The sequence below is a fragment of the Streptomyces sp. NPDC047453 genome, from assembly GCF_040643155.1.
In the GTDB taxonomy this organism is placed as follows: domain Bacteria; phylum Actinomycetota; class Actinomycetes; order Streptomycetales; family Streptomycetaceae; genus Streptomyces.
In genome coordinates this window covers 45,929-67,831 of the sequence record NZ_JBEYTS010000007.1, presented here as the reverse complement: position 1 = coordinate 67,831, position 21,903 = coordinate 45,929, and the positions used below count along the sequence as shown (strand labels likewise).

Annotated in this window: 18 protein-coding genes; 7 read left to right on the top strand and 11 right to left on the bottom strand. The window is 71.9% G+C overall.

Features of this window, described 5'->3' with window-relative positions:
- Window positions 1-10 precede the first annotated feature (10 nt).
- Window positions 11-874 carry a GNAT family N-acetyltransferase gene (locus ABZ818_RS09230; RefSeq protein ID WP_361412580.1) on the top strand — a complete coding sequence of 288 codons (864 nt, stop codon included), beginning with the start codon at window positions 11-13 and terminating at the stop codon, window positions 872-874.
- A 6-nt stretch (window positions 875-880) separates the two neighbouring features.
- Here the strand turns inward: ABZ818_RS09230 and ABZ818_RS09225 are convergent, their stop codons facing one another.
- The 4 genes from ABZ818_RS09225 to ABZ818_RS09210 form a co-directional block, all read right to left on the bottom strand.
- Entirely contained in the window at window positions 881-1,546 is a 666-nt protein-coding gene (locus ABZ818_RS09225; protein WP_361412579.1) for a pyridoxal 5'-phosphate synthase, read from the bottom strand.
- Window positions 1,547-1,575: 29 nt separating this feature from the next.
- Window positions 1,576-2,703: a DUF916 domain-containing protein gene (locus tag ABZ818_RS09220; RefSeq protein ID WP_361412578.1), complete on the bottom strand. Its 1,128-nt coding sequence runs from the start codon at window positions 2,701-2,703 to the stop codon at window positions 1,576-1,578.
- A 249-nt stretch (window positions 2,704-2,952) separates the two neighbouring features.
- Complete coding sequence (locus ABZ818_RS09215; RefSeq protein ID WP_361412577.1) at window positions 2,953-4,929, bottom strand: metallophosphoesterase family protein; 1,977 nt, start codon at window positions 4,927-4,929, stop codon at window positions 2,953-2,955.
- A gap of 155 nt (window positions 4,930-5,084) precedes the next feature.
- Complete coding sequence (locus ABZ818_RS09210) at window positions 5,085-6,299, bottom strand: HupE/UreJ family protein (RefSeq protein WP_361412576.1); 1,215 nt, start codon at window positions 6,297-6,299, stop codon at window positions 5,085-5,087.
- A 171-nt stretch (window positions 6,300-6,470) separates the two neighbouring features.
- Here ABZ818_RS09210 and ABZ818_RS09205 point away from each other — a divergent pair, with 171 nt between their 5' ends.
- Window positions 6,471-7,142 (top strand): hypothetical protein, encoded by a 672-nt coding sequence (locus ABZ818_RS09205; RefSeq protein WP_361412575.1) that lies wholly within the window; start codon window positions 6,471-6,473, stop codon window positions 7,140-7,142.
- A 128-nt stretch (window positions 7,143-7,270) separates the two neighbouring features.
- Here ABZ818_RS09205 and ABZ818_RS09200 read toward each other — a convergent pair whose 3' ends face one another.
- Window positions 7,271-7,903, bottom strand: a complete 633-nt coding sequence (locus ABZ818_RS09200) for a TetR family transcriptional regulator (RefSeq protein WP_361412714.1) — start codon at window positions 7,901-7,903, stop codon at window positions 7,271-7,273.
- Window positions 7,904-8,037: 134 nt separating this feature from the next.
- On the opposite strand from ABZ818_RS09200, the gene ABZ818_RS09195 reads away from it, so the two are divergent.
- The 3 genes from ABZ818_RS09195 to ABZ818_RS09185 all read left to right on the top strand — a co-directional run bounded on the left by ABZ818_RS09195 (window position 8,038) and on the right by ABZ818_RS09185 (window position 12,081).
- Window positions 8,038-8,763, top strand: a complete 726-nt coding sequence (locus ABZ818_RS09195) for a VOC family protein (protein WP_361412574.1) — start codon at window positions 8,038-8,040, stop codon at window positions 8,761-8,763.
- A gap of 189 nt (window positions 8,764-8,952) precedes the next feature.
- Window positions 8,953-11,298, top strand: a complete 2,346-nt coding sequence (locus ABZ818_RS09190; protein ID WP_361412573.1) for a serine/threonine-protein kinase — start codon at window positions 8,953-8,955, stop codon at window positions 11,296-11,298.
- A 183-nt stretch (window positions 11,299-11,481) separates the two neighbouring features.
- Entirely contained in the window at window positions 11,482-12,081 is a 600-nt protein-coding gene (locus ABZ818_RS09185; RefSeq protein WP_361412572.1) for a hypothetical protein, read from the top strand.
- 75 nt (window positions 12,082-12,156) lie between these two features.
- Here the strand turns inward: ABZ818_RS09185 and ABZ818_RS09180 are convergent, their stop codons facing one another.
- The 4 genes from ABZ818_RS09180 to ABZ818_RS09165 form a co-directional block, all read right to left on the bottom strand.
- Window positions 12,157-12,330, bottom strand: a complete 174-nt coding sequence (locus ABZ818_RS09180; protein WP_361412571.1) for a hypothetical protein — start codon at window positions 12,328-12,330, stop codon at window positions 12,157-12,159.
- A gap of 183 nt (window positions 12,331-12,513) precedes the next feature.
- Window positions 12,514-15,468, bottom strand: a complete 2,955-nt coding sequence (locus ABZ818_RS09175; protein ID WP_361412570.1) for a BTAD domain-containing putative transcriptional regulator — start codon at window positions 15,466-15,468, stop codon at window positions 12,514-12,516.
- A 189-nt stretch (window positions 15,469-15,657) separates the two neighbouring features.
- The gene (locus ABZ818_RS09170) at window positions 15,658-16,056 is read right to left on the bottom strand and encodes a nitroreductase/quinone reductase family protein (protein WP_361412569.1); all 399 of its coding nucleotides are present in this window, start codon (window positions 16,054-16,056) and stop codon (window positions 15,658-15,660) included.
- Window positions 16,057-16,069: 13 nt separating this feature from the next.
- The gene (locus ABZ818_RS09165) at window positions 16,070-17,542 is read right to left on the bottom strand and encodes a CehA/McbA family metallohydrolase (protein WP_361412568.1); all 1,473 of its coding nucleotides are present in this window, start codon (window positions 17,540-17,542) and stop codon (window positions 16,070-16,072) included.
- A gap of 98 nt (window positions 17,543-17,640) precedes the next feature.
- Between ABZ818_RS09165 and ABZ818_RS09160 the strand changes: the two genes are divergently transcribed.
- Together ABZ818_RS09160 and ABZ818_RS09155 are read left to right on the top strand one after the other, a co-directional pair.
- Window positions 17,641-20,226 (top strand): bifunctional FO biosynthesis protein CofGH, encoded by a 2,586-nt coding sequence (locus ABZ818_RS09160; protein WP_361412567.1) that lies wholly within the window; start codon window positions 17,641-17,643, stop codon window positions 20,224-20,226.
- Between the two features lie 80 nt (window positions 20,227-20,306).
- Window positions 20,307-20,873 carry a hypothetical protein gene (locus ABZ818_RS09155; protein ID WP_361412566.1) on the top strand — a complete coding sequence of 189 codons (567 nt, stop codon included), beginning with the start codon at window positions 20,307-20,309 and terminating at the stop codon, window positions 20,871-20,873.
- On the opposite strand, the gene ABZ818_RS09150 is transcribed toward ABZ818_RS09155, so the two are convergent.
- Window positions 20,866-21,054 carry a DUF397 domain-containing protein gene (locus ABZ818_RS09150; protein WP_361412565.1) on the bottom strand — a complete coding sequence of 63 codons (189 nt, stop codon included), beginning with the start codon at window positions 21,052-21,054 and terminating at the stop codon, window positions 20,866-20,868. The two genes, ABZ818_RS09155 and ABZ818_RS09150, sit on opposite strands and share 8 nt — an antisense overlap.
- Entirely contained in the window at window positions 21,051-21,863 is an 813-nt protein-coding gene (locus ABZ818_RS09145) for a helix-turn-helix transcriptional regulator (RefSeq protein WP_361412564.1), read from the bottom strand. Before ABZ818_RS09145 ends, ABZ818_RS09150 begins: the two co-directional genes overlap by 4 nt.
- Between the last annotated feature and the right edge of the window lie 40 nt (window positions 21,864-21,903).

Genomic DNA, 21,903 nt, shown 5'->3' with positions numbered 1-21,903 from the left:
ACCATGGGGCATGCCTTCCGACGACTGGTACCTGACCGACGACGTCGAGGAATTCCTGGCGCGTGCAGGGGAGTTCCTCCGCTCACGGCCCGCACCGCACACCGTGCACCTGACGGTGACGGAGAACCTGCGCATGCGCGGTGCGCGGGTCTACGGGGACGCCGACCCCGAGTTCGGCGTGCTGGCCGGGGAAGACGGGGCGGGTGTGCGCGCCGCCTTCCTCCGCACGCCGCCTCATCCGGCCTTCCTCACCGCCCTGACCGAGAAGGAGGCCGCCGTGCTGGCGGCGCGGCTGGCCGATGAGGGGCGCGCGGTGTCCGGTGTCACCGCGGACCGCGACACCGCCGCCGCGTTCGCCGGGGCCTGGCGTCGCCTCACCGGCGCCGAGGTCTCCCTGCACCAGCGGATGCGGCTCTACCGGCTGGGTGAGTTGACCGTGCCGCACCCGGTCCCGCCGGGGCGGGCCAGGGTGGCGGGCGAGGCGGACCGGAAGCTGCTGGCGCGGTGGTACGAGGAGTTCTGCGCCGCCGTCGGTGAGGCGGCCGTCCAGGACCCGGAGAACTGGGCGGACGAGCGCGTCCGGCGCGGTGGCGTCATGTTCTGGCAGGACCCGGACGGGGCGCCCGTCGCCATGGCGGGCACGGCTCCGAAGGTCGCCGGGCAGGTGCGGGTGGCCGGCGTCTACACACCGGAGCACCTGCGGGGGCGCGGGTACGCGGGCGCCGTCACGGTCGAGGTCAGCCGGGCGGCGCTGGAGTCGGGGGCCGAGGAGGTGCTGCTGTTCACCGACCTCGCCAATCCGACCAGCAACGGCCTCTACCAGCGCATCGGTTACCGGCCGGTGTCCGACTTCGCGGTGTACGACTTCGGCTGAGCCGGGTCAGGGCCACAGCAGTTCGCGGGCCCAGCCGTCCGGTGTGCGGCGGTAGCGGAGCCGTACGTGGCGGCGCTGGGCGTCGCCCTGGAAGAACTCGGCCTCGGCGGGCTGGAGGCGGTAGAGGGTCCAGGAGGGGACCTCGGTGTCCGGGGCGCTCCGGGCCCGCTCCCAGGCCGACTCCGAGGCGCGGGTCAGCTCGTCCAGGGAGTCCAGGACCTCGCTCTGGTGGCCGGTGAGGGCGGCGGCCAGGGCACCTGTCGAGCGGGCGTGCAGGTCCGAGTGGGCCTCTTCCGGCGGGGCGGCCGTGACCGGGCCCCGGACGCGGACCTGGCGGCCCCGGACCGGCCAGTAGAAGGCGAGGGCGGCGTGCGGACGGGCGGCCAGCTGGCGGCCCTTGCGGCTGCCGGCGTGGGTGGCGAAGGACCAGCCCGCGGCGTCCGCGCCGTGCAGCATCACGATGCGGACGTCCGGCCGGCCCTCCTCGTCCGTGGTCGCCAGCGACATCGTGTGCGGCTCGGGCTGCCCGGCCGCCGCCGCCTCCGCCAGCCACCGCGCGAAGAGGGGCAGCGGGGTGGTGGGTGCCGTCGCGGGGTCGAGGGCGGGCAGTTCGGTGAACTCCGGGTCCCAGACGCGAAGTGACGCCAGCAGCTCGTGAAGATCCGGTTCCATGCCCCGAGTATCGCCCCCGACGCCGGAGCTCAGCTCTTCCGGGCCTCCTGAGCCTCCGGGGCTTGCTGGGCCTCCGGGGTCTCTTCGGCCGCCTGCTGGTCGCGCAGCGCCTGTTCGACCGCCTCCCGCACGCGGGCGTCCTCGCGCAGCTTGCGCCGGGTCCGGCCGCGACGGGCACGGACGACCGCGCCGGCGATGACCGCGATCAGCAGGACGAGGATCAGCAGCAGCATCCACGGGACGGCCCAGCCGTGCGCGGTGGCCCGGACCGGATCGAGCGAGGTGGTGGAGCCCGACGCGTCGGTGAGCAGGGGAGTGAGGGTGGCGGTCGCGGTCAGGCTGATGCCGGGTGTCACGCCGTGCACGGGCACCTTCACCTTCCAGCTCTCGCCCGGGAGCAGCTCCGGCGGCGAGGGGATCCTGCCCGCCTCGGTCCGCAGCCATCCGAACGGGCCCGCGACCGATACCGTCTGCCCGGCCGAGAGCATGACGTTGCCGGTGTTGTGGATCGTGTACGTGACGGTGGCGTCGCCGGCGGCGAACGGGTTGGCCGAGCCGGAGTAGTCCACGCGCAGGTTCTCGACCGCCAGGTTCGGCCTGAGGTCGCCGCCGACCCGCAGCTTGACCCGGATGCCGAGGCGCCGGTCCACGTTGATGCCCTCGGCCTCGTCGGACTGCCGCAGCGAGGTCAGGACGCCGCCCACGTAGTCGCCGGGCGTGGCGTTGCCGGGAACGGTGACCGTGAAGGGGATCTGGACGGACTTGCCGGGCCGGAGCACGACGCTCTCGCGGTCGGCGTGCACCCAGGCGCCGACGCCGACGGACTTCTTGTCCTTGGTGAGCAGGTCGAGCCGGCCGGTGTCGGTCGTGAAGCCGTCGGCGGCGTAGACGGCCAGGGTGAGCGGGGACTTGCCGCGGTTGGAGACGACCATGGCGTCCTCGACGCGTCCACCGGGGTTCACGGCGTAGCTGAAGCTGGACCGGTCGGCACCGTAGCTGTTCGGCGCCGTCCTGACCGTCCAGGTGACGTCGCCGCCCTCCGCGGCGGCCGGAGTGGCCCGCAGCCCGGTGAGGGCGAAGGCCATGAGCAGGGTCAGGGCGGCGGTACGGACGAGGGCCGTGACCGTGGTCTTCCGGCGCGTTGCGGGCAGGGGCATCTCGGGGTCCTCGGGCGGTCTGGTGCGGGTCTGGGGGCGAGCGGAGGGGGGGGGGGGGGCCGGGGGGGGGCCCCCCCCCCCCACCACCATGCGACTGAACGAAAATCCCCACGATAATATGAGGGGTGGGGGGGGGGGGGCGGGGGGGGGCGGGGGGGGGGGGGGGGGGGGGGGGGGGGGGGGGGGGGGGGGGGGGGGGGGGGGCGCCCCCCGCCCGCCCCCCCCCCCCCCCAGGTCAAGCGGTTACGGTCAGCTGCTCAGCGCAGTGATCGTGAGGGTGGCGCGGTAGGCGCCCTTGTCGACGCTGTCCGGGATCTTCAGATCCAGGTCGGCGCCCAGCTTGGCCTTGCCCCTGGGGTGGCCCTGGTCGGCCCAGCCGAGCCCGCGCGAGACGGACAGACCCGCGCCGCCGTCGTAGCCGGAGGCCACCGCCCCGCTGGCCTTGGCACCGGCGCCGGCCTGGAGCACGTTCGGCGTCCAGCCGAGGTAGGAGCCGGAGAACACCTTGTCGGCGTCCTTGAAGTCGCCCACGCTGGCCGAGACCGACCACGGAGCGAGCGAGCGGCGGCTGTCCGAGACGAGGATCGGGTTGAGCCGGCCGGTCGCCTGGAAGTAGTCGCCGTCGTGCTCCTTCGCGGTGCCGAGGTCCACCAGGCCGTTGTAGCCGTCGATGGTCCAGCCGAACTCGCCCGGAGCGGGGTTGGGCACGTTGACCTGGATGTCCTGGCCGTCGCCGTGGTACGGGTGCACGGCGACCTGGTCGACGAACGAGCCGACCGGCTGACCCTCGGGGGTGTTCGTGCAGGAGCTCTTGCCGAGCTCCACCGCCGCGTTCGGAGCCGCACAGGTACCGCTGCGGATGTTCTCGACGACGAGCTTGTCGTTGCGCACCTTGACCTTGACGTAGGTGCGGACGTTCTCCTGGTTCTGGGCCGAGTTGAACCAGTAGCTGCTCGGGTTCAGCGGGTCGGCACCGTTTCCGGCGCCGCTCGTGCCGCTGTTGTCCGGCTTGGAGATGCCGTAGTACTTCGAGCCGGAGGCCGAGTTCGCCGTCACGTACAGCACACCGCCGGGACCCGGGTACACGTCGGCGGCGCCAGGCTGCTCGTCCTTGTTCTGCTTCTCACTGTTCTTGAGAATGTAGCTGCGGGAGTAGGCGTGGTCGTGGCCCGCCAGCACCAGGTCGACGCCGAGCTTGGAGAAGGCGGCCGGCAGGTCGTTGCGGCGCACCTTGGCGTCGGCGTCCTTGGCGTGGGCGGCCGGCGAGTACATCGCGTGGTGGAAGACGAGCACCTTCCACTTGGCCTCGGAGCCGTGCTTGTTGATGACGTCGGTGACGTAGTTGATGTGCGCCGCGTCGCCGCCGCCGCCCTGGGTGGTGGCGTAGCTGTTGCTGTTGATGTCGATGAACAGCACATCCTTGTAGATGTGCCAGTAGTTCCCCCCGGACGAGTTGGAAGCCGGGTTGCCGTTGGCGTACAGCGGCGCCGAGCGGTCGGTGTTCGGCGTGTAGAGGTGCTGCTCGTACGCCTTGCCGCCGACGTCGTGGTTGCCGATGGTGGCGGCCCACGGGTACTGGCGAAGCTGGTCGGGGGCGAGGAAGGCGTTCCACTGGGGCTCGGTGTTGGCGGTCTCGACGTGGTCGCCGCCCGACACCAGCAGCTCGGTGTTCGGGTTGGCCCCGAGCGCGACGTCCAGGGTGTCCTGCCAGCCGGCCTGGTCCTTCGCGATGTTGCCGGACGAGCCGATCTGCGGGTCACCGAAGAACAGGAAGTCGTAGTCGCCCTTGAAGTCCTGCGTCTTGAAGGTGTACGTCGAGGACCAGTTGCCCTCGGAGCCGACCCGGTAGGAGTAGGCCGTGTGCTCCTGGAGGCCGGTGAGCGTGGCGTGGCGGTTGTAGCCGCCGCTGGTGGAGATGTTCTCGCCGCCGAGGGCGTCGAAGACGGTGGCGGAGGCCGGGAACTCTCCGTTGTCGAGCTGCGCCGCCGGGGCGAGCTGGACCTTCTGCGTGGTGTCGGCCGAGGAGTACCAGGTCACGGTGCGCTGGGACTCGTTGGCGCCGACGCCGAGGATGATGCCGGTGAACGTGCTGGTCTCGGCTGCCTGGACGGGGGAGGCCAGGCCGCTGCCGAGGGCCACGGTCAGGCCCAGGAATGCCGCGGCGGCACCAGTGGCCACGCGGCGCCGCGCCGACCCGGAGGCCGGCGAGGAGGGTCTCGAAATCATCAGATTCGTTCCTTTAGTGCACGAGGGTGCATGGAATGGAGGCCATCAAGGTCTCCGGATTTGGTAAATCAATCGCAAATGTGATCTTGGGATCAGCTGAACTTCGCGGTAGACCTGGGCAGTTCTCGGCCACCCTCGGCCGTTTTCGGCCGCTCTCAGCCTTCGAGCACCCGCTGCACGAACCACACCAGGCCCATGGCCGCCACGCCCGCGCACAGGGCGCCGGTCGCCCAGAGGCCCGCCCTCGGTGCACGGCGGTACAGCAGCGCCAGCAGCGGGAAGACGATCGCGATGATCCCCAACTGCACTGCTTCGATACCGACGTTGAACACCAGCAGGGACCACAGCAGGGTCCAGGACCACGGCTCGTCGATCCCCAGCGCTCCCGCGAAACCCAGACCGTGCACGAGACCGAAGCAGAACACGACGCCGAGGCGCAGCCATCCGGCCCGGTCCAGGCCCAACGGGCCCTCAACCGCCGGGTCGGGAAGGGCGGCGGCACGGTCGCCGCGCCGCGGCAGCCGCCACAGGTGCCAGCCGGCGACGACGGCGATCGACAGCGCGATCACGGGCTCCACGATCCGCTCCGGCACGTGCACCAGGCCGAGGGCGGCGAGCAGGAACGTCACCGAGTGGGCCAGGGTGAAACTCGTGGCCGCGAGCACGATCTCGCGCAGGCGGCGGGACCCGGCGATGAGCGCCAGCAGGAACAGGACGTGGTCGACACCGGTCAGCAGGTGCTCGGCGCCCAGACGGAAGAACTCCCAGAACCGCTCGTACCACGACTGGCCGATCGAGAAGGACGGATGGTCGGCGTCGAGCGCGGCGCTGCCGGAGAGGCCGGCGAGGTCGTAGGTGGCGATCGTCCGGGTGCCGCGGACATAGCCCTCGGAGTCGGGGAAGAGCGTGCTGCGCACCTCGGGGTCGCCGCCCTGTCCGGGGCAGGCCCACTCGAGCGGCACGGCGGCGTACGGCACGCCCTCCCGCCGGCCGATCGTGAAGTCGCCTGCCCGGGAGGGTGTGCAGGCCTTGCCGTCGGTGCCGACCGAGAAGCGCTCGGTGACGTACCTGACGGCCGACTCCGCGTGGGAGCCGAGCGCCGCTGCCTGTCCTTCGGTGTCCCCGGCCTCGAACGCGGCGGTGCCCGCCCGGAAGAGGGGATCGTCGTGCTCCGCGTCGGCGGCGGACACGACGAAGAGGTCGTACTCCAGCTCCAGCACCGTGCGTATGCGGCCGCCGCCGTCGCCGTTCGTGACGTGGACGTACACGACCGACGAGAAGCCGTGGGCGGAGGCCGGTTGCCCGAGGCCCAGGAAAGCGATCACCGCCGCGATGATCCCGACGAGGGCGCGGCGGATCCGTGATGACATGGTGGCTCCTTGAGGTTTCCCGTGCACGGTGCATGTCACCGGTGAACAAACTCCGGCCCATCGGCGAACCGTTGAGAAACAAGCCCCGCAAGGGCGCTCGCGGAGGCGGCCTGCGGTGACCGGGATAGCAGGATGGCGGCGCACCCCCTCATCACTCGGAGGACGATCGCCTTGCGCTCCCCGCTTCGGGCCGTTGCCACGCTGGCCGCGGCCGCCGCGCTGGTCGCCGGATGCGGCTCCGGCGACGACTGGTCACGGCCGCACGCGAAGCCCACCGCCGTCGGCATGCTCGGCGCGGGGTTCACCGACCCCTCCGCCCCGCCCACCCCGGAGGTCACGGTCACGCCGCGGCCCGGTTCCTGGAAGGGGGTGCACCCGCCGAAGGGCTACCGCGTGGTGCTGCTCACCGCGGGCGACGACCGTCCGACCAGGGCCCTGGTGTCAGCGGTCGAGGACTGGGCCGCGAGCGAGCACGTCGATCTCAGGACGGTGACCGCGGACGGCCCCCACGACCTCGTTCCCGGCATCGGCAGGGCCGTCGACATGGGTCCGGACCTCGTCATCAGCGCGGGCAACGATCTCGTCGACCCCCTCGCCGTGGTCACCGCGAGCCATCTGTCGCAGGAGTTCCTCGTCGTCGGCGCGGAGCTGGCCGAACCCACCCACAACGTGACGGCGGTCGACTGGTCGGGTGCGTCGTTCCGGGGCGAGGGCCTCGGCATGTCCTCGACGTACGACCCGGAGTCGTTCACCGCCGGGCGCTGCGAGGCCGCCGTCCGCGCGGGCGTCGCGGCCGTCCTCCACAACCTGACGGGCATCGTGATCCGGCTCGACCACGTCTAGCCCCGACCAAGCCCGCCCCGCGTGGTTCGGTTCTCCCCCCAACGCAGCAGGCGGCGGTCCACTTGGGTGGACCGCCGCCTGCCTGACAGGACTTGGGGCCTGGAGGGAGTCCGAGGCCGGGGCGCGGGCTATCGTGTCGGCTTCTTGCCGGTGATGCCCAGGTGGACCAGGAGAGCCAGGTTCGGCTTCAGGTCGGCCTGTTTCACCCCCGAGACGAAACCTTTCTGGTGCGAGGCGACCGCCGCGAGCATCGCGACCAGCGAACCGGCGATCGCGGCCGGATTCACATCCTTGTCGACCCGGCCCTTGGACTGGAGTTCGGTGACCGAGTCCGTCAGGGAGTTGTTCACGGAGTTCAGGATCTTCATACGGATCTTGTAAAAGCGCTTGTCGCCCTCGGCGGCACCGAGATCGATCACGCGCAGAATGGCGTCGTTGCGATGCCAGAACTCGAGAAATCCGTCCACGAGTTCCTGCGCCGTCTGCCAGCCGGACTTGCCGGTCCACGACCGGCCTTCCAGCAGCTCGGCCAATCCGGCGCCCTCGGCGGCCATTTGATCGGCGATCTCCAGAACGGCGCCCTCGACGTCGGGGAAGTATTGATAGAAGGTCGCGGGCGAAGTGCCCGCCTTCCTGGCGACATCGATGACCTTGACGTCCCGGTAGGGGGAGGAGCTGAGCATCTCGCTGAGGCAGTCGAGCAGCTTCTGCCGGGTCGCCTGCCCACGTCGACCGGCCACGCGGCCGTCGACGGTACGCACTTGTCCTGTCATGTCGTCAGCTTACCGAGCAGTGATCGGAGCGCGATTCGGCCGAGTGCAAATGGGGTGCGTGGGCTCAGAGAGGCTGGTGTGCCTGGTCTGCGGGTCGCACGGGACCCGGCTAGTTTGGCGACATGGCCGAAAACAGGGCATCCGTGAGCACAGAGGGCATCCCCTGCTGGGTGGACGCGCAGCTTCCGGACGTCGAGGCGGGAAAGCGGTTCTACGGTGAGCTCTTCGGGTGGAGCTTCGCGGAGGAGACGTACGGCGGATCCGTGCCCGCCCGGCTGGAGGGGGAGCCCGTCGCCGCGCTCTCGCCGAAGACGGACGGCCGTATGCCCACCGTCTGGACGGTGTACTTCGCCACCCCGGACGTCCGGGCGCTGGCCGAGCGGATCCGGGCCGCCGGCGGGCAGGTCGTGACTCCGCCCGCCCGGGTCGACGGCCTGGGTACGGCCGCCCTCGCCGCCGATCCCGAGGGCGCCGTCTTCGGGCTGTGGCAGCCGGACAGCCACCAGGGCTTCGGCAGGCGCCACGAGCCGGGCACCTTCGCCTGGGCCCAGCTCTACGCCCGCGACACCGAGGCCGCCAACGTCTTCTACGGCGGACTGTTCCACGATGCCCTGTTCGGGCCGGGTGCCGAGCCCGACTTCGGCCGGTCCGCCGTCTCCGACGTCTTCCCGCCCGAGATGCCGCCGCACTTCCTCGTCCACTTCCGGGTTGCCGAGACGGAGGCCGCCCTCGGTGCGGTGGCCCGGCTCGGCGGGCGCGTGCAGGTGCCGCCCTTCGGGGCGTCGTACGGAACCGTCACCGTCGTCGCCGACAATCAGGGGGCGTCCTTCGCCCTACTGGAGAGGTGAATTCCGCTCCCCGGCCGGGAAGAGGGGGTTTTGCGGCATGACATCCCGATGTGTCGCCGGGTTCGCAACCTGTGCGCCGGACAGGAAGAATCAGGGTGCGTGCCGCCGCGGCGGTGCGGTGGTGAGACGCTGCACTTCGGTCGCGTACATATGTGGATGGCGCGGCTCGTACGGGGAGGTGGCAGGCAAGTGGTGGATCAGCTGACGCAGCACGACCCGCGGCGGATCGGGCCGTTCGAGGTGCTGGGACGGCTGGGTGCCGGCGGCATGGGGCTGGTCTATCTCGCGCGCTCGGCGTCCGGCCGGCGCGTGGCGATCAAGACGGTCCGGACCGAGCTGGCCGAGGACCAGCTGTTCCGGGTCCGCTTCACACGTGAGGTGGAGGCCGCGCGGGCGGTCTCCGGCTTCTACACGGCCGCGGTCGTCGACGCCGACCCGCGCGCCGCCGTGCCGTGGCTGGCCACCGCCTACGTCCCCGCGCCCTCCCTCGAGGAGATAGTGACCGAGTGCGGTCCGCTCCCGGCCCAGGCGGTGCGCTGGCTGGCGGCGGGCGTCGCCGAGGCGCTCCAGTCCATCCACGGCGCCGGGCTCGTCCACCGCGATCTGAAGCCGTCCAACGTCCTCGTCGTCGAGGACGGGCCGCGGGTGATCGACTTCGGGATCGCCTCCGGGGTCTCGAACACCCGGCTGACCATGACGAACGTCGCCGTCGGCACCCCCGCGTACATGTCCCCGGAGCAGGCCAAGGACTCGCGCAGCGTCACCGGCGCCAGCGATGTCTTCTCGCTCGGCTCGATGCTGGTCTTCGCCGCCACCGGGCATCCGCCCTTCCACGGCGCCAACCCCGTCGAGACGGTCTTCATGCTGCTGCGCGAGGGCCCCGACCTGGAAGGGCTCCCGGACGAGCTGCGTCCGCTGATCGAGTCGTGCATGCAGATGGAGGCCACCGGCCGGCCCAAGCCGGCCGACCTTCAGGCCCAGCTCGCCCCGCATCTGTTCGGCTCCGGCTCCGACGACAGCGGTACGGCCTCCGCCTGGCTGCCCGAGCCGGCCGTCGGCCTCATCGAGTCCCGCCGCGGCGGCCGCCTGGCCGTGCAGCCCGCCGCGCCCGGCCCCCGCGGCGGCGGTCGGCTCCCCGTACCGCCCCCGCCCTCGCACAGCCCGGCCGTACCGGCGCTGCCCGGGCCCGCGCCGGTGGGCGTCCCCGACTCCGGTCCCGTGCGGCTCGCCGGCGCCCAGGTGCCGATCGGTCCCGGTCCGCGCGTCGCCGACGCCCGTGCCGCCGCCGTCAAGGCGCCCCCGCCCGAGGCGGGCCTGGCCGCCACCTGGTCCAGGCCGCATCCCGGCGTCAACGGCGCCGACCCCGCCGTACCGGCCGTGCCGCCGGCGCCGCCGGAGACCCCGGCCGGCTGGCGGCCGTGGCGCTTCCGCATGTCCAACGACGTCTGGGGCACCCCGTCCGTCGTCGACGACCTCGTCTACGTCACCTCCTTCGAGGTGCACGCCCTGGACGTGGCCACCGGCCGCCGCCGCTTCAAGACCCGCGACGTGGCCTGGTCCATGGCGGTCGCCGACGGCCGGGTGTACGCCTCCGACGGGCCCACCCTGTTCGCCCTGGACGCCCGTGAGGGCGCCGACCTGTGGCGCTTGCAGACCGACTCCTGGGTGTACTCCCTCACGGCCGACCGCGGCACCGTCGTCACCGGCACCCGCGGCGGGGGTGTCCAGGCCTGGGAGGCCGCCGGCGGCCAGAAGCTGTGGGAGATCGCCGGCTGCCAGACCGACTTCGAGTCCCCCGAGGCCGGCCCCGTCGTCCACGACGGCACGGTGTACGTCTGGCAGGACGCCCGCCTGCGCGCCCTGGAGGCCCGCACGGGCGAGGAGCGCTGGTCCTACCCGATCGGCGACGCGGCCTCCTGCGGCGGTGTACCGGTGCGCGTCACCCCGGCCCCCGACGGCTACGTCTACATCTGCGCCGGCACCCGCGTGCTCGCCGTGGACGTGGCGAGCGGCCACGTGCGCTGGCACTTCGAGGCCCCCGCGGTCTTCCTGTGCCCGCCGGCCTTCGCGCCGGGCCCGGCGGTGAGCGGCGGCGGCATCTACCTCGCCGACTACCTCGGCACCGTCTACGCCCTCGACGCCACCGACGGCCGCGACCGCTGGCGCATCGCCACCGAGTCCCGCGCCTCCGTCGCCCCGGTCCTGGTCGCCGCCGGACACGTCCACGTCGGCAGCGGCAGGGGCCTGTACACCCTGGACGCGGTCACCGGCACGCCCAAGTGGCGTTTCCAGGCGGGTGGCGAGATCGTCGGCTCCCCGGCGGTCGCCGAGGGCCGTATCCACTTCGGCTCCACCGACCACCTGCTGTACACGCTCAAGGCCGACGACGGTCGGCTGCGCTGGAAGCTCGCCACCGGCGGCGAGATCACCGGCTCCCCGGTGGTCAGGGACGGAGTCGTGTACGCGTGCAGCAAGGACCGCTGCGTGTACGCCCTGGACGCGGAGAAGGGGACGGGCACCGCCCGCACCACCTGATCCGCGCCAGGGCGGTGTGGTGACGGCCGTCGTACGGGATACACGGAAAGGGCCTCGGACGACGGCCGTCGGTCCTGGTCAGCGATGCTTTCGTCACCGCTCACGCAGCTGGCGCTACGCCGCGTGCGGGTCGGTCGCCACGCGAGTCCCGGTGAGCCGCCGCTACGCCGATAGGGTGATCGCATGCAGACGCGGGGGCGCAGGATCAGGTTCACGGCGGTGTCGGCGGTGGTGGTGCTCGCGCTGACGGGCTTCTCCCAGGGCCACGGGCACGGGCGCAGCCGGCACGGCAGCGGCGGCGGAGGAGGCGGGTGCAGCAACTCGCACCAGAATCACGACAGTTCGACATCGAGCGGCTCGTACGGCGGTTCGTCCAGCGGCTCTTACGGCGGCTCTTACGGCGACTCGGACGACGACGGCGGGACCAGCGGCACCGGCGGGACGTACAACCGCCGCCCCGGCTACCGTTCGACGCCCACCTCCTCCAGCGGCACCGGCAAGAGCCGCGATCTGCGGGACGCCACGGTGAGGCTGATCAACTGCGCGACGGTGAAGAGGCCGTACGCGACCGTCGAGGTCACCAACCCCAACGACAGCAAGGCCGAGTTCCAGGCCTGGGTCACCTTCTACGACACCGAGGGAACCCTGCTCCTGAAGAACTCGTCCCCGGTGGTCTCGGTACCCGCGAAGGGAACGGCGACCACCGAGGTGAAGCTCGGCGAAAGCTTCCTGTCATCGGTAGACCACTGCGAGGCGGACCCCACGGCCTCGCCCAGGAACTGACCGCCCCCGAACACACTTCGGCCGCGGCGGCCCCCCTCGGTGCCACCGCGGCCGATCCCCCGTTTGTTAGGGCCGTCAGGCCTTTTCGTCGGTGATGTGGGTGTCGAGCGGCTTGACGGTGTCGTCCTTCAGCGGGGCGTCCGTGATGTGGGTGTCGAGCGGCTTGACGGTGCCGTCCTTCAGCGGGGCGTCCGTGATGTGGGTGTCGAGCGGCTTGACGGTGCCGTCGGACTTCTTCGCTTCCGCCATCGTTGTTCAACTCCTGTGGCTCTGTGGTCGTGAGGCCCGTCCGGCGACTCCCCCGAGGGCCGCCGGACGGACTGGTAGGGACCGCTCACCCTAGTGGCGGGCCCGATTCGAGCCGTCTGCCCCCCGACGCGACGGCTTGATAGGACGAGAGTGCCGTAAGGGCATAAACAAACGATGAACGCCTCAACGGACGCTTTGGGCAGTGCGCGTGGGAAGAAGCAGTTCCTTGACGTCGGCCGCCTCGGCAGCCCCCATCGCCTCGTAGAGCGACAGCGCGTCATGCCAGCAGGCTTTGGCACGGTCGACCTGGTCGACCTGGTGAAGTGCCATTCCCAGCAGGGTCAGCACGTTGCCGCGACGCCAGTCGCCACCGATTCCCCGCAGCATGGCAAGGGACTGCTCTGCGAGGGCCGCGGCCTGCGCCGGCCTGTTCTTGGCGAGACCCACCTCGGCGAGGCGGAAGATCGTCATGCCCTCCCAGAGCCGCTGCCGGCTTTCACGGAATCCGCCGAGGGCTTGGGTGAACTGCTCTGCCGCCTCGTCGAGTTCCTCGGCCTGCGCCAGAGCGAGCCCGAGAGCGTAGCGTCCGTTCGCACCGCGCAGGGTGTGGCCCAGACGGTCGTAGATGTCGACGCCCTGCTGTGCGAGGTCGATGGCGATCGCGGTGTCTCCCATGGCGAGGTGTGACCGGGAGAGGTTGCACAGCGCGCTCGCCTCGCCCGCCAGGTTCCCGTCCACGCGGAAGTTGGTGATGGCCTGCCGCAAGAAGGCGGCGCCTTCGGCGTGGCGATTCCGATAGACCGCGATCACGCCGCAGTGATTCGGCACCCAGCAGTTCAGGGCCGCGTCGTCGAAGTCGGCGATCAACGATGCCGCATGCCTGGCCTCTTCGTCGGCCTGCGCGAAACGACCGGCCACCAGATGTGCCTCGGTCAGCGTGATGCGCGCCCTGGCCTCGGCACGCCCGTCATCGCGGGCCTGCGCGGCTTCGCGGGCCGCTGTCGCGGCTGCTCCGTAGCCAAGGCCGTTCGCACCGGACTCCGCCAGGTCCTTCGCGGCCCAGAGCAGGTCGACGGCTCGGCGCAGTCCGCTGTTGCCGACCGACTGACTCACACAGGCCAACAGGCAGTTGGCCTCCGCGTACAACCAGTCTCGTGCCGCATGGCGGTCGCTGAACCGCAGGCCTGGAAACGCCGTTTGTTCCAGGTGATCCACCAGCCGGTCCCCCGGTCGTTCGATCGCGTAGACGCCCGCCGCCGTCGCCAGATAGAAGTCCAGCAGGCGCGACATCGCTGCCTCCCGTTCGCTCGGCGGGTGTTCGTCGCGTTCCGCGCAGGCGCGGGCGTAGAGGCGGACCAGATCGTGGAAGCGGTAGCGGCCGGGGGCCGCCGACTCCAGGAGCGAGGTGTCGACCAGGGACTCCAGCAGGTCCTCGGTGTCGTCCACCGGCAGGTCCAGTACGGCCGCCGCCGCCTCCAGGGACATGTCCGGGCCGTCGGCCAGACCCAGGAGACGGAACGCCCGGGCCTGGACCGGCTCCAACTGGCCGTAGCCCAGCTCGAACGTCGCCTTCACCGCCAGGTCGCCCGCCTGGAGCTCGTCCAACCGCCGTCGCTCGTCCGCGAGTTTCGCCGCCAGGACCGAGACCGTCCAGGTCCTCCTCGCCGCCAGCCGGGACGCCGCGATACGGATGGCCAGGGGCAGGAAGCCGCAGGCGGCGACCACGTCGAGGGCCGCCTCGCGCTCGCCCGTCACCCGGTCTTCGCCCACGATCCTCGTGAACAGGGACAGCGCCTCGTCGGGGCTCATCACGTCCAGGTCCACCAGGTGCGCGCCCGCCAGGTCCACCATCCGCACCCGGGACGTGACCAGGGCCGCGCAGCCCTCCGTCCCCGGCAGCAGGGGCCTGACCTGGGCCGCGTCCCGCGCGTTGTCCAGCAGGACCAGGACCCGGCGGCCGTCCAGCACCGACCGGTACAGGGCCGCGCGTTCCTCCAGGGAGTCCGGGATCGCCGAGTCCGCCGTGCCGAGGGCGCGCAGGAAGGACCCCAGCACCGTCTCCGGTTCCGCCGCTCTCGGGCCGGCGCCCTGGAGGTCCACGTACAACTGGCCGTCCGGGAAGGCGGCCCGCGCCTGGTGCGCCACGTGGACGGCCAGCGTCGTCTTGCCCACGCCGCCGATCCCGGCCAGCGCCGACACGGCCATCACGCGCCCCTCGGCCGACGCCAGCACCTCGCTCAGCTCGGCCACGAAGGAACTGCGGCCCGTGAAGTCCGGTACGGTCGCCGGAAGTTGCGCGGGGCGCACCGCGACCACCGCCGGTTCGGCCACCGGGGAGGACGGCTCGGCGAGGGCCGGGTCGGCCTGGAGGATGCGCTGTTGCAGTTCGCGCAGTCCGGGGCGGGGGTCCACGCCCAGCTCGTCCGCCAGCAGGCGTCTGGTGTCGGCGTACACCGCCAGCGCCTCCGCCTGCCGGCCGCTGCGGTACAGCGCCAGCATCAGCAGCTCGCGCAGGCGCTCCCGCAGCGGGTGCGCCGCCGTCAGCGCGGTCAGCTCCGAGACGGCCTCCGCGTGGCAGCCCTGTTCGAGGTCCATGTCCAGGCAGGACTCGAGGAGTTGCAGGCGCCATTCCTCCAGGCGCACCCGCTGCGCCTCCGCGTACGGACCGGGCACGCCGGCCAGCGGTTCCCCGTCCCACAGGGCGAGCGCCCGCCGCAGCAGCTCGCGCGCCCGGCACAGGTCCCCGGCCGACCGGGCCTTGTCGGCGCGAGCCGCGTGCTCCTGCGCGTCGGCCAGGTCCAGCGCGCCCTCGCCCGGCCCGCGCACGGCGTATCCACCGGACTCGCTGACCAGCACCCCGGGGTCCAGCGCCTTCCGCAGCCGGGAGGCGTACGTCCGCACCGCCGCCAGCGCCTGCGACGGCGGCTCCTCGCCCCACAACGCGTCGATCAGCTCGGCCGCGGTCGCGGTGCGGCCCTCGCGCAGCAACAGAGCGGCCAGCAGAGCGCGTTGCTGCGGGGATCCGGTGGGGAGGGGCTGCTCGCCGCGCCAAGCGCGCACCGGACCGAGCACGCTGAAGCGCAGTGTCCCCGATCGCGCGGGACCCCGCTGCTCAGGCACCCGCGGTACACCTTCCATTGCTGCCCCCTGGCCCCCTGCCGCACCGTCAACAATCAGAGCCAGTTTGCCTTGTTCACGGCAGATGCGTCAGCTCCCGAGACCGCGATCACAGCCCCGCACTTCCCGCGGCACAAGGCCCACACAACCTCTCCGCACGTTCTCTGCGCGCGCCGAAGGGCGTTCGCCACACCGACCTGACCGACCGCCTCAGCGTTCCCTCAGGTCCACCCGCACCGTCAGCAGATCCGTTCCCAGCGCCCGTACCGCCGTACTGTTCAGCCGGGGCAGGCAGCGCAGGCGGGTGACGGGGTCATCGTCGGGAAGGGGATGCGCGGTGCCCTCGTACCAACGGCCACGGATGCGTACCCGAACCTCGGGGTCGGCACGAATGTTGCGGACGTACTGGGAGCGCTCCCCGAACTCCGAGACCAGCCAGAAGGAGTCGCCGACGCGGCGGCCGCCCACCGGTGTACGGCGGGGGAGGCCGGAGGTGCGGCCCGTGGTCTCCAGAACCGTCTGGAGCGGCAGTCGTCGCAGGACCGGGTTGGCGACGCGCCGCTGGAACGTCGTGACGACCCGGTGCTTGATGTCGGCGTAGCGGGACATACGGACAAGTCTGTCACCCACGCCCCAGGAAAATCGGATTGGTGAGCGCCGTCATCACCCCCGGCAGCGGTCCCGCCGCCGTCTCGTGACGCACCTCCGCGCGCACATAGCCCGCGTACGCCGGGGTCGTACGCCACTCGACGACCCCCGAGCCCGACACCGGGAACGGGCCGCTGGTGAGGAGCACCCCCTGGTCGGTCACGAGCCGGACCGAGCAGCGCGGCACACCGGAGGCCTCCAGGCGGACCGTCACAGGGGTGTCCGCGGCCACCCGCAGCCGCTCCCCGATGCCCGCCTGCTCGCCCCCGGCCCCCGTCGCGGTGAAGGCGAGCGACACGTTCTTGGACTCGGCGACGTACGAGCGGCCCGCGCGGATGCCGTCCTGGATCGCCTCCCGGGTGAGGTCGTCGGCCAGGACGACCGTCTGAGGCAGGCCCACGGCGTCCGGCGGCCGGTGCGCGTCGCTGCCGCCCATCGCGGGCAGCCAGCGCCGCTCCCCCCGCGCCGCCGCCACGAGCGTGGCGTCCCACGCGGCCACCGCCGTCTCGTCGTCCGGCGTGAAGGGGCCGTTCCACACCTCCACCGCGTCCGCCTCGCCGAAGCCGAACTTCCAGGCGCAGCCGACGCAGGTGGCGTGCGGGTGGGCGGGCACGACCAGGCCGCCCGCACGGCGGATCTCGCGGGCGAAGCGGTCGAAGCGGCCCTCCCGCGCCCGGTAGCGCCAGTCGACGAAGGTGCCGGGGTCGGTGCCGAGGGCCAGGACGTGGCCGTTCCTCGTCGTCACCTCCTCGCCCAGCATGATCAGCAGGTCGTCGCCCGCATGGTCCGCCCAGTGCGGATGGGAGGCGTGGGTGTTGTGGTCCGAGCTGTTGATGAAGTCCAGCCCGGCCGCCCTGGCCCGCGCCGCGATCTCGGCGGGGGTGCGGCGGCCGTCGGAGTACCAGGAGTGGAGGTGGCAGTCCCCCCGGTACCAGGCCTGTCCCCGCCCCCTGGCCCACTGCGGCGGGTACACCGGCCGTGCGGCCGTGCCCGGGACGCCGTGCGTCAGGGTGACGTCGAGCGCGTACGAAAGGCCCTGCGGCGCGACCGTGTAGGGCCCGAGCGCGATGTGCCAGACACCCGCGTCGACCGGCCCCGCGAGGTAGCCCGGTGTCGCGTCGTCCGCGCGGATGAAGAACTCCGAGCGCGCCCCGCCCGACCAGCCGCGAAAGCCCTGGCCGCCCGGTTCGGTGCCGTGCTGGTCGAAGATGCCGATGTCCAGCGCGTTGCCGGGGGTGCCGGCGGGAACGGCCGGCCTGTCGTACGTGTACGAGATCTTGATCTCCCGCACCCCGGCCGGGACGTCGACGGGAACGTACACGTAGTCGGGGGCGCCCGGCGGCAGCGTGCCCCGGATCGTCCGGGTCTCCTGCCCGCCGTCCGCGGTCCCGGCGCCGCTCGCGAAGGTCACGCCTCCCAACGTAGGCGCCACGGAGGCGGCCGTCACGACCGGAGTGCGCCGTCCGGGTCCGCGGCCGGACCACCGGCCCCGCCGGCCGGTCCTTCCTCGATCGGCCCTGGTGACCGCGACCGTATGCTCGAAGGATGACGACCTCCGCGACCTCCGGAACCGGCCCCACCGAGAACTCCCTGCGTCGCGCCCTCAAACGTGCCCGGGACGGGGTCGCGCTCGACGTCGCCGAGGCGGCGGTGCTGCTCCAGGCCCGCGGTGAGCACCTTCGGGACCTCGCCGCCTCCGCGGCCCGGGTGCGGGACGCCGGCCTCGAGGCCGCCGGCCGCCCCGGCGTCATCACCTACTCCAAGAGCGTCTTCATCCCGCTGACCCGGCTGTGCCGGGACAAGTGCCACTACTGCACGTTCGTCACCGTGCCCGGCAAGCTGCGCCGCGCCGGGCACGGGATGTTCATGTCCCCCGACGAGGTCCTCGACATCGCCCGCCGCGGCGCCGAACTCGGCTGCAAGGAAGCCCTGATCACCCTCGGCGACAAACCGGAGGACCGCTGGCCGGAGGCGCGCGAGTGGCTCGACGCGCACGGCTACGACGGCACCATCGCCTACGTACGGGCCGTCTCCATCCGCATCCTGGAGGAGACCGGCCTGCTGCCCCACCTCAACCCGGGCGTCATGACCTGGACGGACTTCCAGCGCCTCAAGCCCGTCGCCCCGTCGATGGGCATGATGCTGGAGACGACCGCGCGGCGGCTGTGGTCCGAGCCGGGCGGCCCCCACCACGGTTCCCCGGACAAGGAACCGGCCGTGCGGCTGCGGGTGCTGGAGGACGCCGGCCGCTCCTCCGTCCCCTTCACCTCCGGGATCCTGATCGGCATCGGCGAGACCTACGAGGAGCGCGCGGAGTCCCTGTTCGCGCTGCGCAGGGTCGCCCGCGCCCACCACGGCATCCAGGAACTGATCATCCAGAACTTCCGCGCCAAGCCGGATACGGCCATGCGCGGCATGCCCGACGCCGAACTCGACGAACTCGTCGCCACGGTGGCCGTCGCCCGGCACATCATGGGCCCGTCCGCCTGCCTCCAGGCTCCGCCCAACCTGGTGGACGCGGAGTACGAACGGCTCATCGGCGCCGGTATCGACGACTGGGGCGGCGTCTCCCCGCTCACCATCGACCACGTCAACCCCGAGCGCCCCTGGCCCCGGATCGAGCAACTCGCCGAGAAGTCGGCGGAGGCGGGCTTCGAGCTGCGCGAACGGCTCTGCGTCTACCCGGAGTTCGTCACCCGCGGCGAGCCCTGGCTCGACCCGCGGCTGCTACCGCACGTCCGCGCCCTGGCCGACCCCGAAACGGGCCTGGCCCGCACGGACGCGGTGGTCGAGGGCCGCCCCTGGCAGGAGCCGGACGAGGCCTTCACCGCCACCGGCCGCACCGACCTGCACCGCACCATCGACACCGACGGCCGCACCGCCGACCGTCGCGGCGACTTCGACGAGGTGTACGGCGACTGGGGCGCCCTGCGCGAGGCGGCCGCCCCCGGCATGGCCCCGGAGCGCGTCGACACGGACGTACGGCAGGCCCTGCGCACGGCCGCCGACGACCCGGTGAAGCTGACCGACGGCGAGGCCCTGGCGCTGCTGCACGCGGACGGCCCGGCCCTGGACGCGCTCTGCCGGATCGCGGACGACGTCCGCAAGTCGGTGGTGGGCGAGGACGTCACGTACATCGTGACGCGGAACATCAACTTCACCAACGTCTGCTACACCGGCTGCCGTTTCTGCGCGTTCGCCCAGCGCCGCACCGACGCGGACGCCTACACCCTGTCCCTGGACCAGGTCGCCGACCGGGCCCAGCAGGCCTGGGACGTCGGCGCGGTGGAGGTCTGCATGCAGGGCGGCATCCACCCCGACCTGCCGGGCACGGCCTACTTCGACATCGCGCGGGCGGTGAAGGAACGCGTCCCCGGCATGCACGTGCACGCCTTCTCCCCGATGGAGGTCGTCAACGGCGCCACCCGCACCGGCATGTCGATCCGCGAGTGGCTGACCGAGGCCGGGGCGGCGGGCCTGGACAGCATCCCCGGGACGGCGGCCGAGATCCTCGACGACGAGGTCCGCTGGGTCCTGACCAAGGGCAAACTGCCCACGGCCACCTGGATCGAGGTCGTGACGACCGCCCACGAACTGGGCATCCGCTCCTCGTCGACGATGATGTACGGCCACGTGGACCAACCCCGCCACTGGCTGGGCCACTTGCGCACCCTGGCCCGCATCCAGCAGCAGACCGGCGGCTTCACGGAGTTCGTGACGCTCCCCTTCATCCACACCAACGCCCCGGTGTACCTGGCGGGCATCGCGAGGCCCGGCCCCTCCGTACGGGACAACAGGGCGGTCACGGCGATGGCGCGCCTCCTGCTGCACCCCTGGATCCCCAACATCCAGACGAGCTGGGTGAAGCTGGGCGAGGCGGGCGCCGCCGAAATGCTCCGCTCCGGCGCGAACGACCTCGGCGGCACGCTGATGGAGGAGACGATCTCCCGCATGGCCGGCTCCTCCTACGGCTCGTACAAGTCCGTCAAGGACCTGATCGCGGTGGCGGTGGCGGCCGGACGCCCGGCGAAGCCGAGGACCACGCTCTACGGCGAGGTCCCGGAGGAACGGCGGCGGGCGGCGGCCGCGTCGGACGGCCACCTGCCGGACCTGCTCCCGGTTCTGGACTGAACCGAGGAAGACGCAGCTCACAGTACGATGATCCGACCCCCGCTGGAGGGGTCGAGTAGCAGCCGAGGAGATGCGTGCCCATGGCGGCCCGAATACCTTCGTGGGCCTGGGTCAGCGGCCTGACCGTGGGAGCGGTCGCGGCAGTGGCCGTACTGGCGGTGAAGGCCGACCAGGGTCCCCACCCCACGGCCGCGACGGCCCACCAACGACCCGCCCCCTCGGCAAGCGCAAGCCCCTCCGCCAAGCCCAAGCCCCCGGCCCCGCCGGCCGTCCCGGCCGACTCGGGCGTGGGCCGCCGGATCGTCTACGCCCTCGCCCAGAAGCGGGTGTGGCTGGTCGACGAGAGCGACAAACCCACCCTCACCTTCCCGGTGTGGCCGGGCACGGTGAGCCCCGACCCGGGCGCCTACGTGATCTCCAACCGCGTGCCCACGACGACCGGCTCGGACGGCGTGCAGATCGAGCACATCATGTACTTCGCGGGCAAGTCCGGCATCTTCATCGCCTTCAGCAACGCCGTGGACGGCGCCTCACCCCCGCCGGCCGCCGCCGACGCCAAGACGGGCGGCATCCGCATGGGCAAGCCCGACGGCACGGCCCTGTGGACCTTCGCGGCCAAGGGCACGAGGGTCGAGGTCGTCAAATAGCGACACCCTCGACGAACGCGCTCCAGGACGCGCCCCCGAACGCGAGCCGCGCACCGTCCCGGTCCTTGGAGTCACGGACGTGGACGGTGGTGGGGGAGGGGGTGGCTATGGCGACCTCGACACAATCGGGGCCGTCGTTGCCGCTGTAGCTGCTCTTGAACCACTCCAGCGCGGGGGTCATGCCAGTTCTCCCAACATTTTTTCGATGAACGCCCGTGACTCCCGGGGCGCGAGTGCCTGCGCCCGGATCAATCCATAGCGCATTTCCAGGGTCTGGGCTTCCCGTGGATCGCTGATCACTCTGTCGTGCAACTGGCCTTCCGAGTGCCCCAGTGTCTTGCCACCCTGGAGCTTCAGCAGCCGGAACGAGCCCATGATGGCCGCGTGATCATCCCGGTCGGTGGGCATTACCTGGATCTCGACGTGCCGCAACTCGCTCATCTCCATCAGGTGTTCGAGCTGTCGCCGTAGCGCCATTCTGCCTCCGATCGGTCGCCGCAGCGTCACCTCTTCCTGTACGAAGGTGATCAGCGGCCGTGGCACTCGCTCGAAGACGGCCTTGCGTGCCATGCGGGCGGCTACGTGACGCTCGATCTCGTCCTCCGTGTAGGCAGGCCGTCGCATCCCGTACAACGCCTCTGCGTACTCCGGTGTCTGAAGAAGCCCGTGGATATGAAGAGCCGCGAACGCACCCAACTCGACGGCCTCCCCCTCCAGCTTCGCCAGATCCCGCACCTTCTTGGGGTACCGCGCCCGCTCCACATCCGCCTTCATCACGGACAGCTTCCCGCCCGCGCCCAGCACCTCGTCGGCCTTGTCGAGGAAGTCGGGCTTGGGGATGCGGCGTCCGCGCTCGACGGACGAGACCATCTCGTCGCCGTACCCGATGGCGGCGCCGAGTTCGGCCTGCTTGAGCCCGGCGGCTTCCCGCCACATCTTGATCTGCCGGCCGACCGTCCTGAGTACGGCCTCGGCCTCTTCGTCCTCCATGCCTTCCCCTCCCGACGTACGAGCCGGACGACTCCGCCCC

Coding starts and splice junctions, on each gene's coding strand:
- ABZ818_RS09230 (WP_361412580.1), top strand. CDS start 11: ATGCCTTCCGACGACTGGTACCTGACCGACGACGTCGAGGAATTCCTG.
- ABZ818_RS09225 (WP_361412579.1), bottom strand. CDS start 1,546: ATGGAACCGGATCTTCACGAGCTGCTGGCGTCACTTCGCGTCTGGGAC.
- ABZ818_RS09220 (WP_361412578.1), bottom strand. CDS start 2,703: ATGCCCCTGCCCGCAACGCGCCGGAAGACCACGGTCACGGCCCTCGTC.
- ABZ818_RS09215 (WP_361412577.1), bottom strand. CDS start 4,929: ATGATTTCGAGACCCTCCTCGCCGGCCTCCGGGTCGGCGCGGCGCCGC.
- ABZ818_RS09210 (WP_361412576.1), bottom strand. CDS start 6,299: ATGTCATCACGGATCCGCCGCGCCCTCGTCGGGATCATCGCGGCGGTG.
- ABZ818_RS09195 (WP_361412574.1), top strand. CDS start 8,038: ATGGCCGAAAACAGGGCATCCGTGAGCACAGAGGGCATCCCCTGCTGG.
- ABZ818_RS09185 (WP_361412572.1), top strand. CDS start 11,482: ATGCAGACGCGGGGGCGCAGGATCAGGTTCACGGCGGTGTCGGCGGTG.
- ABZ818_RS09180 (WP_361412571.1), bottom strand. CDS start 12,330: ATGGCGGAAGCGAAGAAGTCCGACGGCACCGTCAAGCCGCTCGACACC.
- ABZ818_RS09175 (WP_361412570.1), bottom strand. CDS start 15,468: ATGGAAGGTGTACCGCGGGTGCCTGAGCAGCGGGGTCCCGCGCGATCG.
- ABZ818_RS09170 (WP_361412569.1), bottom strand. CDS start 16,056: ATGTCCCGCTACGCCGACATCAAGCACCGGGTCGTCACGACGTTCCAG.
- ABZ818_RS09160 (WP_361412567.1), top strand. CDS start 17,641: ATGACGACCTCCGCGACCTCCGGAACCGGCCCCACCGAGAACTCCCTG.
- ABZ818_RS09155 (WP_361412566.1), top strand. CDS start 20,307: ATGGCGGCCCGAATACCTTCGTGGGCCTGGGTCAGCGGCCTGACCGTG.
- ABZ818_RS09150 (WP_361412565.1), bottom strand. CDS start 21,054: ATGACCCCCGCGCTGGAGTGGTTCAAGAGCAGCTACAGCGGCAACGAC.
- ABZ818_RS09145 (WP_361412564.1), bottom strand. CDS start 21,863: ATGGAGGACGAAGAGGCCGAGGCCGTACTCAGGACGGTCGGCCGGCAG.